Genomic DNA, 14,840 nt, shown 5'->3' with positions numbered 1-14,840 from the left:
CAATGGTGACAAATCTTCTGGCGCGGCGTGGCCATGCCGCGGCACAGCCTTGACGATCACTGCCAAGCCGTCCCCTAGGAGGCCTCTAAAATCTCGATCGCATCGACCCGGTCGGGATAGAACGCCACGTGGTCCTTGATCGCCACCACGGCCGGGAACGGCGCCTCGTAGCTCCACACCGCATCGGCGCGCCGCGCGCCTTCAACGACGAGATCGAAGTACCGGGCATCGCCCTTATACGGGCAATGGCTCGTTCGGGCGGAAGGCACGAAATACTGGATGCTGATGTCGCTGCGGGGAATGTAGAAGACTGCTGGGTAGTGGGCCTCCTCCAGCCGCACGGCGTGGCGCGTGTCGGCGACGGCCACGCCGGCCACGAGCACCCTGATATGGTGCCGCTCCGGTGTGACGGTGATCGGATGGTCTGGACCCGGCATCTTCATGGCGTTCTCCCAAGCTCGGGCTTCAATTCGATGGTCCCGAGGGCGTCAGCAAGGCGCGATTTGGCGGTTCCGGGCCTCAGAGGCTTCTGTTGGCTCTCGTGCGGCACCCAGCCCGACAACCACAGTACCTCGAAGGTTGCGCGTACCCGCCCGTCGGGGTCCGAGAATCGCTCGGCATAGACTTCCGCAGTTCGCACCAGGGTCGCTCGCCGCAGGGGCGTGCGACGGCGCTCGGTGAGTACGTTGGTCATGCCCATGGCGCGCAGGTCGCGCATCAGCCCGAACGGGTCGGCGTAGCGCACCGTCAGAGTGTCGGTATCGGCCACCGGCAGTGCGAAGCCTGCGCGCTGCAGGAGCGCCCCAGCCTCACGCACGGCGGCGAAGGGAGCCACACGGGGGCTGACACCGCCCTCGATCTCGCTCTCGGCTTGCGCGAAGCTCTGCCGTAGTTCGGTCAGCGTAGCGCCGCCGAGCAGGCAGCCAAGGAACAGGCCGTCCGGCCGAAGCGCCCGACGCAGCTGTATCAGTGTTCCTGGCAGGTCGTTGACTGCGTGAAGTGCAAGGAGCGAGACGGCGAGATCTAAGCTTCCAGCCGCCAATGGCAGGAACTCCGGGTCTCCGACGATCCGGTTCCTACCCGGTTCGGGCAATGCCGAGAGGCGGAAATGCGCGGCCTCGGGGTATCGCGCCTGAAGCGCCTGCGCTGCGCCGTCGCCGGGAGTTGCATGATCAAGCACCGTTCCGAAGCTACGCAGAACTGCAGCCAAGCGATCATCCAGATCCTCGACCACTCGATCCAGAAGAAACCCGGCATAGCCATTCCGTTCAGCTCGGGCGAGGCGATGGCGAGCGAGAGCGGTGTCGAACAGGGCGGCTGGGGTATCCATGGTCGTGCACATGGCGCTTTCGGGGCCGTCCCGCCAGCACTCGACCCGTATGGCTGTTTATGGCCGGCTCGTGCGAGCACAGACTCGCGAGGTGCGCTAACCTTCCGGAACGAGTCGGCATCGTCGCCGTTCCTGCTGCGACCGGCTGCAAGGCCGAGATTGATCAAGGAGTGTAGGTCATGAAGCGCATGCTCGTCGGGGCTGCAATGGCCCTCGCCGCCCTCACCGCCGCGAGCGGCGCGGAGGCCAAGGGCTGCATCAAGGGTGCGATCGTCGGCGGTATCGCTGGACATTACGCTGGGCATCACGGCCTCGTCGGCGCCGCCGCCGGCTGCGCCATAGGCCGGCACCGGGCGAACGCCAGGGCCCGTGAAATGGATCAGCAGGCCGGCCCACAGGGCGCGCGACCGATCTCGGCACGTTGAAGCGAGAGCCTTTGATCGTATGACGGCGTTCGAAGCCGTCACATCGGCCCTGCGCGGATTGCCGCGCGGGGCATTGTCTTTGATTTATCCGCCGACTTGCTCCGGTTGCGGCTGTGCCACCGCGGATCCCGGCACTTTATGCCCCTCCTGCTGGACTGGCCTTCACTTGATTGAAGAGCCGCTGTGCCAGCGTTTTGGGACACCGTTCGCAGTCGATCTCGGCGTTGGGCCGTTGCTCTCGCCCCGGGCCATCGCCGAGCCGCCGGTTTTCGCGCGCGCCCGGGCGGTTGCCCTCTACAATGATGTTGCCCGCAGCCTCGTTCATCGGTTGAAGTACGAAGATCGTGTCGACCTAGCCGGCGTGATGGGCCGGATGATGACGGGGAGCGGTCGGGCTTTGATCGCCGACGCCGACTGCGTCGTCCCGGTGCCGCTGCATCGCTGGCGTCTGTGGCGTCGTCGTTTCAATCAGGCTGCCTTGCTAGGTCGGGTGATCGCCAAAGGCGCCGGGCTGCCATTCGAACCGTCAGTGCTGATCAGGATCCGGGCAACCCGCTCACAAGTCGGCCTCAGTCGCGCTGCCCGCGCGCAGAACCTGAGCGGAGCGTTTCGGGTCTCAGCCGCGCGAGCACACTGCATCCAGGGTCGGCGGGTCCTGTTGATCGACGACGTCATGACCACAGGTGCCACAGGCAACGCTGCTTCACGCGCCCTCCTGAGGGGTGGTGCGGCGTCGGTGGACTTGTTGACCTTCGCACTGGTCGGCGACGCGACCGGTTGAGACTTACCCTTCAGGCCGTGATCCGCTCCCTGTTGGGAAAGCTGACCGACAGAGTGAAGTCGAACGCTTCCGCGATGCTCTCGTACCAAAGCGAGAACGGTGTGGGCCGAGCGAGTTGGAGCGCACCTTCGGTCTCGGTTCCGGCACGCTGGAGCGCCGCCCCGTGTTTGGTCGCCAGTCGCAGCATCGGGCCGTTTCCGGAGAGGCAGCGTACATGGAGATCGACCACACCGCGATGACGCGCAGCGCGCGCGATCCGCGCGAACAGAGCCGCCCCGATACCCTGCCGCCGAAAGCCGCGCTCGACTGCGAAGGCGGCCTCGGCACTCCGACCCAGGATGTATGGCGGGGCGCCGGTTCCCATGGGGCGCAATTCGGCGAGCCCGCGTAGTTGGCTGTCCACGAAGGCACCATACATCACGCCTTCCGCCGTTACCGCCTGCGTGGCATAGGCCCGCACGCCGTCTTCGCTCACATTGCCCATGAAGCGATTCGCACGTGCTTCTGGATCGAGGCGGAGGAAATAGTCGAGCACCGCATTGCGGTCAGCCGGCCATAGGCGCCGGACCGTGTGGGTCGACACGACCAAGTGTCGAACAGCCATGATGAGTCTCCGGTCTGGGCGCATTGATGCGCCGATTGGTCCGGACGTTCCTCCCAGAATACCAGGCTGATCTCGCATCGGCATGGCGGTTGTGCAATGCAGCAAAATGACTGAGCCCATGCAGGAACATGCTGCCATGCGCACATCGGATGGAACGGTTCGGCATCCCGTGTCCCGGGCCGGACTTGATTCGAGTGAAGCTTGCACGGCACAGGAAGGCGGCCCTGGTTGGGAACGGTTGACCGGGTGCGGGGGTGCCGATCCGGTGCTGAGGCGAGTTGCAGGGGACCGGCGGCGTGAGCGAGCAATCCGGGAAGCAACACGGGCCTTCGGCGGAGGCGCGGGCCAGCGCCGTGTCGCCCGGCCCGGTCCATGAACGCTACGAAGCCCTTGTCGCCACCGGTGCGATTGAGCGCGATCCCGCCCAGGCGCAGATGGTACGCGCCCTCGATCGGCTGCTGCAGGACCTCGGACGGCGCAAGCGCGCTAACAAGACCAGTGCGCTCGGTTGGCTGTTCCGGCGCAAGGACGAACCCGCGTCGCCCAAAGGTCTCTACATCTGGGGCTCGGTTGGGCGTGGGAAGACCATGTTGATGGACCTGTTCCACGACGCCGCGCCGGCTCCCAAGCGGCGGGTCCACTTCCACGGATTTCTGGCGGACGCGCATGAGCGCATCCACGCCTACCGACAGGCTCTGAAAGCCGGAACCGTGAAGGGGGATGACCCGATCGGCCCGGTGGCAAACCAACTTGCCGACGAGGCGACCCTGCTGTGCTTCGACGAGTTCACCGTAACCGATATCGCCGACGCGATGATCCTCGGACGCCTGTTCGGACACCTGTTCCGGCGCGGCGTTACCGTGGTGGCGACGTCCAACGTCGAGCCAGACCGGCTCTACGAGGGCGGCCTCAACCGAGCACTGTTCCTGCCCTTCATTGCGACGTTGAAGGAGCATGTGAACGTGGTACGGCTCGATTCGCGGACCGATTTTCGCTTGGAGAAGCTCGGCGGGGCGGCTGTCTATCACATCCCGGCTGATGCGGCTGCGCGCATGGCCCTGGACGCTGCCTTCAAAGGATTGACCGGCAGGGAGAAGGGGCGCCCGGCCACAATCCAGGTCCACGGCCGGAACGTGGACATCCCCGAGGAGGCCAACGGCGTCGCGCGATTCAGCTTCGACGATCTCTGCCGCAAACCGCTCGGTGCTTCGGATTACATGGCCCTGGCGCAAACGTTCCATACGGTGATCCTCGATGGGATCCCGGTGCTTGGGGAGGCCGAACGCAACGAGGCCAAACGTTTCATCACCCTGGTGGATACGCTCTACGATCGGCACGTGAAGCTTGTGGCCTCCGCGGCTGCCGACGCGCAGGATCTCTACACCGCAGGTTCCGGCCGTGAAGCGTTCGAGTTCGACCGGACCGTTTCCCGGCTCATCGAGATGCGCTCGCGGGAATACCTCGCCCTGCCGCATGGACGGGCCGATTCCGAGGCTTCTGGTGCCAGCACCGGGCTGGTGGAGACGTGAGCGGTCGTTCGGGGATTGGCTCGATTTTCCGTCTGCGGCGCCCCAATTGGCGGGGCGCTGGACCGTTGGGGCCGTTGCTCGGCTCACCAGCCGCCTTCATCCTGCTGGTTGTGGCGCTGGCAGCAGGCACAGCCAATTATATCGCCGGCGAGGCTGACCGGTCTGCTACCGCTCAAGCCAACGCTACCATCGCAGGGGTCGAGCGCCTGCTCTCCGAAGTCAAGGATCTGGAGACTGGGGAGCGCGGCTTCGTGCTGGTCGGCAGCGAGGATTACCTGACGCCCTACACGCTCGCCCTGGGGAAAATCGAAACTGAACTTGCCGGCCTTGGCGCGACTGCGCAGGAGCCGGTTCGCACAGGCGGTTCATCGCTCGCTGGTTTGGTGGCCCAGAAGCGCGACTTCGCCACTCGAGTGGTGGCCGCGCGACGGGACCGAGGCTTCGACGCGGCCACCGATCTCGTCCGCACCGGCGAGGGCAAGCAGCTTATGGATGCGATCCGCATGGAGGCGTCCGCCCGCCAGGCGATCACGGTGCAGCACCTTGCCGACGTCCAGACCCGGGAGCGCTGGCGCGGGCTCATTTTGTTCCTGCTGTCGGGGATGGCGGCGCTCGCGGCGATCGTGCTTCTCGCCCGCCTTGCCCTGGTGCGACGCCAGGAATCCCTGCGCATGTCACGTCTGCTCGACGGCGTGCTGGCCAACGCGCCTGTGGGCCTCGGTTTCCTCGACCGAGATCTGAAGATCCGACACATGAACCGAGCGCTGGCCACCATGAGCGAGCGCGGCTTCGGGGCCGATCTTGGCGCCCCGATCTGGGCGATGCTGCCGACCTTGCGCGAGGAGCTGGCGCCCAAGCTCGCATCGGCGCTGGAAGAGGGCCTGGTCTCGCCGAATGTGCCGGTGGCGGTTCCGACGCCCTCCGCACCGGGTGGGGTGCGTCAGTTTTCGATGAGTTTCTATCCTTTACGCGGGGAAAGCACGTCGCCAGACAGCGGCCAGGATGTCGAGGGCGTCGGTCTGGTCGTCGTCGATGACACGATTCGCCACCTTGCAGAGATGCGGACCAAGCGCAGCGAGGAGCGGTTCCGCTCGCTGATCGAGGCCAGCGCGGCGATCGTGTGGACGGCTAACCCGGAGGGCGGTCTGCACCGGCGCCAGACCGCATGGACCCGCTTCACCGGTCAGGACGAGGCCACCTATGCCGGTCTCGGCTTCCTCGATGCGATCCACCCGGACGACCGAGCCCATACCCAGGTCGATTGGTCCCGGGCGGTCGCGACCCTCACACCCTACGCCACGGAGCACCGGTTGCGCGCCCGCTCCGGCGCCTACCGCCACATGAGTGTGCGCGCGGTTCCCATCCTCGAAGCCGACGGGACCTTGCGCGAATGGGTCGGCACCCACACCGACATCACCGAGCGCAAGGAAGCGGAAGCTGCGATTGAGGCGGCCCGCGCGGCGGCTGAGGCTGCCAACGAGGCCAAGAGCCAGTTCCTAGCCAATATGAGCCACGAATTGCGGACGCCGCTCTCGGCAGTCATCGGCTATTCCGAGATGGTTCAAGAGGAGCTGGAGGATCTCGGCGAAGCTGACCTGATCGCCGACATGAAGAAGATCGAATCCAACGCCCGCCACCTCCTCGGTTTGATCAACGACGTGCTCGATATCTCCAAGATCGAGGCGGACCGGGTCGAGATCTACGCGGAGGATTTCGATGTCGCCGAGGTGGTCCGCGACGTCGCTGCCACCGTCGAGGGCCTGATCGCCAAGAAAGGTAACGTCCTGGCCCTGGAGCTGGCGGAGAATGTGGGCCACGCCCATACCGACGTGACCAAGCTGCGTCAGTGCCTGATCAACCTGCTCAGCAACGCCGCGAAATTTACTGAGAACGGTCGAATCACGCTGGGTGTCAATCGAACCGTAGAGACGCTGCGCTTCACGGTCACGGATACTGGCATCGGCATGAACGCCGAGCAGGTCGGCCGACTGTTTGAACGCTTCACACAAGCCGACGCCTCGACGACTCGCCGCTTCGGCGGCACGGGGCTCGGCCTGTCGATCACGCGGGCCTTCTCAGAGATGCTCAGCGGGTCGATTGCCGTCGAGAGCCGGGAGGGGGCCGGCACGACCTTCACGCTGACGCTGCCGGTGCAATTCTACGGCGCGGAGGCTGAGCAAGCGGCTCACAGCGGTGACAGCCCAGGCGATCGCCGGACGATCCTGGTGGTCGACGACGATGCCGCGACCCGAGATCTCCTCGCGCGTTTCTTGGAACGGGAGGGATTTTCTGTGGCGGTGGCCGAGGACGGGCGTCGCGGGTTGGAACTGGCGAAAGCCCTGCGCCCCCGGGCGGTGCTTCTCGATGTGACGATGCCGCAAATGGACGGCTGGGCGGTGCTGCGCGCCCTGCGGGCGGATCCCGAGATCGGTGCCACGCCGATCGTGATGGTGACCGTGCTGGACGAGCAGAATCTTGCGTTCTCGCTGGGTGCCACCGACTATCTTCAGAAACCGATCGACTGGGGCAGCCTACGCCACGTCATCGACCGGTTCCGTCCGGTCTCATCGGAGGGGCCGATCCTCGTGGTCGAGGATGAGACGGACGTGCGCGCTCATCTCTGCGCCTATCTCGGTCGGGAGGGGTTTCCCGTGGTCGAGGCCGAGAACGGCCTGCGGGCGCTGGAGACCGTGGAGGCGGAAAAGCCTTGCCTGGTGCTGCTCGACCTGATGATGCCGGAGATGGATGGATTCGGCTTCCTGCGGGCGTTGCGCACCCGGCCGGACTGGCGGGACATTCCCGTGGTGGTGCTCACCGCCAAGGACATCACCGCCGAGGATCGCCGCCGCCTCGCCGGCCAAGCCGACAGGGTGCTCGCGAAGGGGACGACCGGATTGAGTGAGCTTGCCCGCGAATTACGGGCGTTGATGCCGGGATATGCCCCGGCGGACTAAGCGAGTGTAGTCTCAGTCCGCCCCGGCGATCAGATGCCGCGGAACGCGATCACAAGCGCCCCGATGGCGATGCCCCACAAAGCGAGGGTCGACCAGAGTGCGCGACGGCCTTCACTGCGGGTAAAGTGCTCCAGGCGTCGCGCGTCGCCGGTGCCGGCCTCGTCGAGCCGGATCACCACGCGTTTGAGCCGGGTCGCGAGGTCGGGGATGTCGCCGACCAAGTCGGAGACCACACGCAACGCCTCGAAGCCGCTCTGGGCGCGCCCGAGCGGACCGGCGTTCTTGGTGATCCAGCTGCGCACCACCGGCTCGGCGGTGGTCCACATGTCGAGACGCGGGTCCAACGAGCGGGCCACGCCTTCGACCACCACCATGGTCTTCTGCAGCATCACCAGCTCGGTGCGTGTGCTCATGTCGAACAGAGCCGTGATGTCGAACAGGAGGGTCAGCACCTTGGCCATCGAGATCTCGTCGGCGCGCCGCTGATGGATCGGTTCCCCGATCGCACGGATCGCTTGCGCGAAATCCGCCACCGAATGGTGCGCCGGCACGTAGCCCGCCTCGAAATGTACCTTCGCAACCCGGCGGTAGTCGCGCAGGATGAAGCCAAGCAGAATCTCGGCGAGGAATCGGCGCTCGTTCAAGCCGAGCCGGCCCATGATGCCGAAATCGACCGCCACCAGTCGGCCCTCGGCATCGACCAGGAGGTTTCCCTGGTGCATGTCAGCGTGGAAGAAGCCGTCGCGGATGGCTTGCCGGAGGAAGCTCTGGATCACCGTGCGCCCGATCGCCTGAGGATCGTGGCCCGCGGCTGCCAGATCGGCGGCGCTGTGGAGACGCACGCCCTCAATCCATTCGGCCGATAGCACCTCACGGGCGGTCAGCTCCCATTCGGGTTTCGGCACCCGAAAATCCAGGTCGTCCTTGGTGTTCTCGGCGATTTCCGACGCGGCAGCCGCCTCCAGGCGGAAATCCATCTCCATCAGGACGGAGCGGGCGAGGATCTCGACAACTTCGCGCGGGCGCAGCCGCTCAGCCTGTGGCGAGAGAGCATGCACCACCCGGGCCATGAAACGCATGACTTCGAGATCGCGCATGAAGCGCTCACGCACGCCGGGGCGCATCACTTTCACAGCTAGTACCCGCTGTGTGCCGTCCGCATCCTGCACAACGGCTTTGTGGACCTGTGCGATCGAGGCAGCTGCGATCGGCTCGCTGAACGAGACGAACAGCGCGTGAACGGGCTTTCCGAGCGCCGCTTCGACCACCTTCAGCGCGATCTCCTGCGGGAAGGGCGGCACCCGGTCCTGCAGACGCTCGAGATCGGAAGCCGCCCGCATGCCGACAATGTCTGGCCGGGTCGCCAGGAACTGGCCAAACTTCACGTAAGATGGGCCGAGGCGCGTCAGTGCGGCTGACAGCCCTGCGGCCCCGTCACCGAGCTCCCGCCGCTCCAGGGTCCGCCCAAGCTTCAGGGCGAAGCGAAGATGAGCCGGTAGCTCTGACGGATCGACAAGGGCGAGGGCTCCCTCACGGGCCAGGACGAAGCCGACCTGGGCGCCGCGGAACAGGTTAATCGCGGCGCTGATCATGAACGCACCCAGGCTGTCCCCACCTCCACCGCGGGAGAGGGAGGGAGATCGCGCGCACTGACCAAGATCAGGAGACCTTCCAGCCAGAATGGATCGCCACGATCCCGCCGGAAAGCGGCCGGTCGGTGACGTGGCGGAAGCCAGCGCGCTCGATCATGCCGCTGAATGCGCCCCGGGTCGGAAATTTCCGGATCGATTCGACGAGGTAGCGGTAGGATTCGGCATCCCCGGCTACCCGGGCGCCGATCCTTGGAATGACGTGGAAGGAATAGGCGTCGTAGATCCTGTCGAGCAGCGGGATGTCGACGGCTGAGAATTCCAGGCACAGGAACCGGCCGCCGGGCTTGAGCACCCGGCGCGCCTCGGCGAGCGCGGTCTCGATCCGCGGCACGTTCCGGATGCCGAAGGCGATCGTGTAGGCGTCGAAGGCGGCGTCTGGCAACGGCAGGCTCTCGGCGTTGCCGGTGACGAAGGCGATCCGGTCGCTGGCGCCCTCGACCTTGTCTTTCGCCCGTTCGGCGCCGACGCGCAGCATCGATTCGTTGATGTCGAGCACGGTGACCCGCGTCGTCGCTCCGCCCGCGGCGAGCACCCGGAACGCCACGTCGCCGGTGCCGCCGGCCACGTCGAGATGCGCGAAGGGACGTCCCTTAGGCGGCCGTAGCATGGAGACGAGCTGCGCCTTCCAGGCCCGGTGCAGGCCCGCCGACATCAGGTCGTTCATAACGTCGTAGCGGCGGGCGACCGAGTGGAAGACGCTGTCGACGCGCCCCTGCTTCTCATCAAGCGACACGCGCTCAAAGCCGAAATCCGCGCTTTCGCGCTCCGTCGCCCCGTCCCCGGCCTTCATGGCGCTCCCGATCCTTCAAGTCCGCGCGTCATAGCGAAGGCTGCGCCCATCCGCCATGCGTCCTATCACGCGGGCGGTGATGGATCCTCAGCCGACGCGGACGCGCAGGGCGTCAGCCACAGCGTTCGCCATGGCGCGGGTGCCCAACGGGTTCGTACTCTCACCGGCGATGTCGGCGGTGCGGGCGCCGCTCGCGAGCGCGTCCATGACGGCGCCGTCCAACGCATCGGCGGCTTCGCCGAGGCCGAACGAGTAGCGAAGGCACATGGTCAGCGAGCCGATCATCGCGATCGGGTTCGCCTTATCCTGGCCGGCGATGTCCGGGGCCGAGCCGTGGCACGGCTCGTAGAGCGCCCGGCGCACGCCGCTGTCATCCACCGCGCCCAGCGAGGCCGAGGGGAGCATGCCGAGCGAGCCGGTCAGCATCGCGGCGAGGTCGGACAGCACGTCGCCGAACAGGTTGTCGGTCACCAGCACGTCGAACTGTTTGGGCCGCCGCACCAGCTGCATGGCGCAATTGTCGGCCAGCACGTGCTCCAGCTCGATGTTGGCGTAGTGCTCTGCGTGGACCTTGGTGACGACTTCCTTCCACAGGACGCCGGACTTCATCACGTTGTGCTTCTCGGCCGAGGCCACGCGGCCTGAGCGCTTGGCCGCCAGATCGAAGGCGACATGGGCGATCCGCTCGATCTCGCCGGTGGTGTAGACCTGCGTGTCCACCGCCCGCTTGGAGCCGTCCGGCAGGGTGGTGATCTCCTTGGGTTCGCCGAAATAGACGCCGCCGGTCAGCTCCCGGACGATCATGATGTCGAGGCCCTCGACCAGCTCGCGCTTGAGCGCGGAGGCGTCGGCCAGCGCCGGGTAGCAGATCGCCGGCCGCAAATTGGCGAACAGCTCGAGATCCTTGCGCAGGCGCAGCAGGCCGGCCTCCGGGCGGTTCTCGTAGGCCACGCTCGCCCATTTCGGGCCGCCCACCGCGCCGAGCAGGATCGCGTCCGCGGCGCGGGCACGGGCCAGGGTCTCGTCCGAGAGCGGGCTGCCATGGGCGTCGAGGGCGCAGCCGCCGACGAGATCGGTCTCGGTCTCGAAGGTCGCGAGCCCGGTCTCCTTCAGGGCGTCGAGCACGACCTGCATGCCGCCCGCGACCTCCGGGCCGATCCCGTCGCCGGGCAGGAGCAGGAGCTTGTAGCTGGCCATGACGGTCTCGCGGGTTCTCTCTCGACGTGCCGGCGGGCTTTATCGAGGGCGGGGCGCGCTTGGCAAGGCGCCGAGCCGGGGCGGACCTTGTGTTTCCGTGGCGACGGCGCTACCTCTGCCGCCCACCCCGCGGATGCTGCGTCACGCCGTCCGCGCCGCACCCGGGAGAGACGAGCCTTGGCCAGAGCCGGCTCAGCGATCGAGACCGCCCGCGCCGCTTCTACGGTGCTTCGGTCCCGTGCGCGCCGCTCCGGGCTTCTTCTTCCGCTTCTGCTTACCCGCCCCTGAGGGCCGTCTGGGCGCGCGCGCCTGGGCCTTCAGGGGATTTTTTGAACTCGCGAACCTCGCCCCTTTTGGGCTCCCCGCCGCCCCGAGCCTTCCGCCGGGCGGCCCGCGACAGGGTAACGCCATGACCACGACCACCAGCAGCACCACCGCCCGCGAACGCATCGTCATCTTCGACACGACCTTGCGCGACGGCGAGCAATGCCCCGGCGCCACCATGACCCACGACGAAAAGCTCGCGGTGGCCGAATTGCTCGACACGATGGGCGTCGACATCATCGAGGCCGGGTTCCCGATCGCCTCGATCGGCGACTTCGAGGCGGTGTCGGAGATCGCCCGCCGGACCAAGCGCGCCACCATCGCGGGTCTCGCCCGCGCGATCCCCGCCGACATCGCCCGGGCCGGCGAGGCGGTGCGGCACGCCAAGCGCGGGCGGATCCACACCTTCGTGTCGACCTCGCCGATCCACCTCGCCCACCAGATGCGCAAGAGCCAGGACGAGGTCCTCGAGATCATCCTGAAGACCGTGGCCCAGGCCCGCGACCTCGTCGAGGACGTGGAATGGTCGGCCATGGACGCGACCCGCACGCCGATCGACTACCTGTGCCGCTGCGTCGAGGCGGCGATCAAGGCCGGCGCCACCACGATCAACCTGCCCGACACGGTGGGCTACGCCACACCCGCCGAGTACCGTGACATGTTCGCGTCGGTGCGCGAGCGGGTGCCGAACGCCGACCAGGCAGTCTTTTCCGTCCACTGCCACAACGATCTCGGCCTCGCGATCGCCAACTCGCTCGCTGGCATCGAGGGCGGCGCCCGGCAGGTCGAGTGCACGATCAACGGCATCGGCGAGCGGGCCGGCAACGCGGCGCTCGAAGAGATCGTCATGGCGCTGCGCACCCGCGCGGATGTGCTGCCCTACGAGACCGGCATCGAATCGACCATGCTGACTCGCGCCTCGAAGCTGGTGAGCCACGCCACCAACTTCCCGGTGCAGTTCAACAAGGCGATCGTCGGCCGCAACGCCTTCGCGCACGAGAGCGGCATCCACCAGGACGGCATGCTCAAGAACGCCGAGACCTACGAGATCATGACCCCAGCCTCGGTCGGGCTGACCAAGACCTCCCTGGTGATGGGCAAGCATTCCGGCCGGGCGGCCTTCCGCTCCAAGCTCGACGATCTCGGCTTGCACCTGTCTGACAACCAGTTCCAGGACGCGTTCGAGCGGTTCAAGGCCTTGGCCGACCGTAAGAAGCACGTCTACGACGAGGATATCGAAGCGTTGGTCGACGAGAACCTCGCCACGGCGCACGACCGCATCCGGCTGGTGTCGCTCTCGGTCATCGCCGGCACCCGGGGGCCGCAGCGCGCGACCCTGCGCATCGCCGACGAGACCGGCACGCGGATCGAGGAGGCGGACGGCAACGGGCCGGTGGACGCGGTGTTCAACGCCATCACCGCACTGGTGCCGCACAAGGCCGAGCTGGAGCTGTACCAGGTCCAGGCCGTCTCCGGCGGCACGGACGCCCAGGCCGAGGTCTCGGTACGCCTGCGCGACGGGGAGCGCAGCGTCACCGCCCGCGGCGCCGACCCGGACACGCTGGTGGCCTCAGCCAAGGCGTATCTCTCGGCCCTGAACAAGCTCGCGGCCCACGCGGTGCGGGTTCATGCACAGCACGCGGCGGCGGAATAGCAAAAAACCTGCGTCCGGGGGTGGACAGCCCTCGGATGCGTTGGTATCAGCCCGCCACCCCGGACGGACTTGGTGGCCACCGGGGCGGGTCGCAGACGCGATCGGGCGCATAGCTCAGTTGGTAGAGCAGCTGACTCTTAATCAGCGGGTCCTAGGTTCGAACCCTAGTGCGCCCACCAAGAATTTCTGAAGATCTCCGATAACCAAAATGACGGACCGCAGCCGCGGTTATGATCGGTCGGGCAGGCGGCTGCAGCGGTCGGTACCGCTGGATCGGGCCGCGCTCGTGTCGGTGCACATCAAAATCAAAACTTGTGCGATAGGGCGAAGGACAATCTCCTCCGGCTGTGCAATTTAGATTTCGGAACTATCTCCGCCTGAAGATGGTCTAGCCGTCGATCTAAGACGGCTGAACTCGGAGATGTGTCGGTTGGTTCGTTTCGCCTCGATTGTTGCCGCGGCAGGGGTCGGCGCCCTGGCAATGAGTGGGTCAGCCTGGGCTGGCCCGGAGATCACCCTCGCGGCGATCGCCACGGGCCGGCTCTACATCGTCGGGACGACGGAGCGTCCACACATGCCCGTGGTGCTGGAAGACAAGTTCCGTACCGAGTCGGACGATAAGGGCAGGTTCCAATACGAGCTCGTCTACCATCCAGCTCGCTGCATTGTTACCGCGACCATGGACGGCAAATCCGTCGAGGCGGTCGTCAGCAATTGCAGCCAGCGTTGTGAGGTCGTCCCGCAGAGCGCCGGGACCGGTGCGACCCCTGCAGCCGCGTCGCTGCCGGCCATTCCGGGACGATCGGAGCCTCCCGCCGCTGTGGGGCTGCAACAGCCAGCACGATCGCCGCTGTCCAATAAGGCTGCCGCCGCGCCTACGCCGGCCAACGCCGGTGCCGCCGCATCTCCACCGGCTGCGACAGCCCCATCAAAAAAGGTTCAGATCGAGCGGCCTCCACGGCCACCGCATCGACCCGCCACCCAGGCGCCGGCACAGGCCCGGTCGGTGCAACCTGTGAAGCCAGCGCGAAAGCCTCGGCCCTCGCCGCAGGAAGCGCCAGACGACACGGGTCCGCCGATCGCGGATTGATTGGACGCGCCGTCGCGGTTGAAAGGTCAGCGAAAGCGGTGGCACGCGATCGACCTCAATTAACAGCCGCGCTTTTCAAGACTTAGGGACCGTTGTCGGTCTTCTGCGGCGCAGTCGTCTGCCGTTGAAGGAAACGCTGGGAAGCGGGCGACCGGCGCCGCTGTTTTCGAACATCGCCGTGTGGCGTGCATAATCCTTTGCTGCACCGCACTCCGCGGCAGATGCTGAACGTCTGCCGCCTTGCGGTGACGGTGGCGATACCCACAGTCAGCCGGACACTCGAATCTGCCGCGAGCTTGTCTCACTACAGACGTCGAGCCCGAAGTGAGAAGTCGCCTGCGATACTCAGGTGTGCCGGAACACGCCCATTCTAGTGGATTGAATCCAACGTTTGATGCCCCCGTGCTGCGGCCGCGATGATGGTGTCTGGGTCGGCTTTCCAGCGGAAGGGGGTCGGGTCGAGGTTATGTTCGGCGAGGTAGCGGTTGATGGCTGCCTGTAGATCGACGA

11 protein-coding genes, 1 tRNA gene and 1 pseudogene are annotated in these 14,840 nt (G+C 66.4%); 6 read left to right on the top strand and 7 right to left on the bottom strand.

Going from position 1 to position 14,840, the window contains the following annotated elements:
• Positions 1–74: 74 nt before the first annotated feature.
• Together MKK65_RS21295 and MKK65_RS21290 are read right to left on the bottom strand one after the other, a co-directional pair.
• Positions 75–443 (bottom strand): DUF427 domain-containing protein, encoded by a 369-nt coding sequence (locus tag MKK65_RS21295; RefSeq protein ID WP_058190302.1) that lies wholly within the window; start codon positions 441–443, stop codon positions 75–77.
• Positions 440–1,330 (bottom strand): methyltransferase domain-containing protein, encoded by an 891-nt coding sequence (locus MKK65_RS21290; protein WP_243960167.1) that lies wholly within the window; start codon positions 1,328–1,330, stop codon positions 440–442. Before MKK65_RS21290 ends, MKK65_RS21295 begins: the two co-directional genes overlap by 4 nt.
• A gap of 179 nt (positions 1,331–1,509) precedes the next feature.
• Between MKK65_RS21290 and MKK65_RS21285 the strand changes: the two genes are divergently transcribed.
• Positions 1,510–1,755 (top strand): hypothetical protein, encoded by a 246-nt coding sequence (locus MKK65_RS21285; protein ID WP_058190303.1) that lies wholly within the window; start codon positions 1,510–1,512, stop codon positions 1,753–1,755.
• A 19-nt stretch (positions 1,756–1,774) separates the two neighbouring features.
• The gene (locus MKK65_RS21280) at positions 1,775–2,536 is read left to right on the top strand and encodes a ComF family protein (RefSeq protein WP_243960109.1); all 762 of its coding nucleotides are present in this window, start codon (positions 1,775–1,777) and stop codon (positions 2,534–2,536) included.
• Positions 2,537–2,546: 10 nt separating this feature from the next.
• Here MKK65_RS21280 and MKK65_RS21275 read toward each other — a convergent pair whose 3' ends face one another.
• The gene (locus MKK65_RS21275) at positions 2,547–3,140 is read right to left on the bottom strand and encodes a GNAT family N-acetyltransferase (RefSeq protein ID WP_409565474.1); all 594 of its coding nucleotides are present in this window, start codon (positions 3,138–3,140) and stop codon (positions 2,547–2,549) included.
• A gap of 296 nt (positions 3,141–3,436) precedes the next feature.
• Here MKK65_RS21275 and zapE point away from each other — a divergent pair, with 296 nt between their 5' ends.
• Complete coding sequence (gene zapE / locus MKK65_RS21270) at positions 3,437–4,669, top strand: cell division protein ZapE (protein WP_243960107.1); 1,233 nt, start codon at positions 3,437–3,439, stop codon at positions 4,667–4,669.
• 65 nt (positions 4,670–4,734) lie between these two features.
• Positions 4,735–7,623: a response regulator gene (locus MKK65_RS21265; protein ID WP_409565473.1), complete on the top strand. Its 2,889-nt coding sequence runs from the start codon at positions 4,735–4,737 to the stop codon at positions 7,621–7,623.
• A gap of 29 nt (positions 7,624–7,652) precedes the next feature.
• On the opposite strand, the gene ubiB is transcribed toward MKK65_RS21265, so the two are convergent.
• From ubiB to leuB, 3 genes are all read right to left on the bottom strand, one after another.
• Positions 7,653–9,215, bottom strand: a complete 1,563-nt coding sequence (gene ubiB, locus MKK65_RS21260; RefSeq protein WP_243960105.1) for a 2-polyprenylphenol 6-hydroxylase — start codon at positions 9,213–9,215, stop codon at positions 7,653–7,655.
• Positions 9,216–9,282: 67 nt separating this feature from the next.
• Complete coding sequence (ubiE, locus tag MKK65_RS21255) at positions 9,283–10,065, bottom strand: bifunctional demethylmenaquinone methyltransferase/2-methoxy-6-polyprenyl-1,4-benzoquinol methylase UbiE (protein WP_243960104.1); 783 nt, start codon at positions 10,063–10,065, stop codon at positions 9,283–9,285.
• A gap of 87 nt (positions 10,066–10,152) precedes the next feature.
• Complete coding sequence (gene leuB, locus MKK65_RS21250) at positions 10,153–11,262, bottom strand: 3-isopropylmalate dehydrogenase (protein WP_243960103.1); 1,110 nt, start codon at positions 11,260–11,262, stop codon at positions 10,153–10,155.
• Between the two features lie 409 nt (positions 11,263–11,671).
• Between leuB and MKK65_RS21245 the strand changes: the two genes are divergently transcribed.
• On the top strand, positions 11,672–13,240 hold the full coding sequence (locus tag MKK65_RS21245) for a 2-isopropylmalate synthase (protein ID WP_243960102.1): 1,569 nt from the start codon (positions 11,672–11,674) through the stop codon (positions 13,238–13,240).
• A 103-nt stretch (positions 13,241–13,343) separates the two neighbouring features.
• Positions 13,344–13,419: transfer RNA gene (locus MKK65_RS21240), tRNA-Lys, on the top strand.
• A gap of 1,281 nt (positions 13,420–14,700) precedes the next feature.
• On the opposite strand, the pseudogene MKK65_RS21235 reads toward MKK65_RS21240, so the two are convergent.
• Positions 14,701–14,840: pseudogene (locus MKK65_RS21235) on the bottom strand (IS630 family transposase); the annotation flags it as partial.

Origin of the sequence: Methylobacterium sp. J-001 (genome assembly GCF_022829565.1) — a bacterium.
In the GTDB taxonomy this organism is placed as follows: Bacteria; Pseudomonadota; Alphaproteobacteria; order Rhizobiales; family Beijerinckiaceae; genus Methylobacterium.
This window is presented reverse-complemented; position numbering and strand designations above follow the sequence as displayed.

Bases quoted from the DNA above. Each gene is read 5' to 3' on its own strand.
- MKK65_RS21295 (WP_058190302.1), bottom strand. From the start codon at position 443: ATGAAGATGCCGGGTCCAGACCATCCGATCACCGTCACACCGGAGCGG.
- MKK65_RS21290 (WP_243960167.1), bottom strand. From the start codon at position 1,330: ATGGATACCCCAGCCGCCCTGTTCGACACCGCTCTCGCTCGCCATCGC.
- MKK65_RS21285 (WP_058190303.1), top strand. From the start codon at position 1,510: ATGAAGCGCATGCTCGTCGGGGCTGCAATGGCCCTCGCCGCCCTCACC.
- MKK65_RS21280 (WP_243960109.1), top strand. From the start codon at position 1,775: ATGACGGCGTTCGAAGCCGTCACATCGGCCCTGCGCGGATTGCCGCGC.
- MKK65_RS21275 (WP_409565474.1), bottom strand. From the start codon at position 3,140: ATGGCTGTTCGACACTTGGTCGTGTCGACCCACACGGTCCGGCGCCTA.
- ubiB (WP_243960105.1), bottom strand. From the start codon at position 9,215: ATGATCAGCGCCGCGATTAACCTGTTCCGCGGCGCCCAGGTCGGCTTC.
- ubiE (WP_243960104.1), bottom strand. From the start codon at position 10,065: ATGAAGGCCGGGGACGGGGCGACGGAGCGCGAAAGCGCGGATTTCGGC.
- leuB (WP_243960103.1), bottom strand. From the start codon at position 11,262: ATGGCCAGCTACAAGCTCCTGCTCCTGCCCGGCGACGGGATCGGCCCG.
- MKK65_RS21245 (WP_243960102.1), top strand. From the start codon at position 11,672: ATGACCACGACCACCAGCAGCACCACCGCCCGCGAACGCATCGTCATC.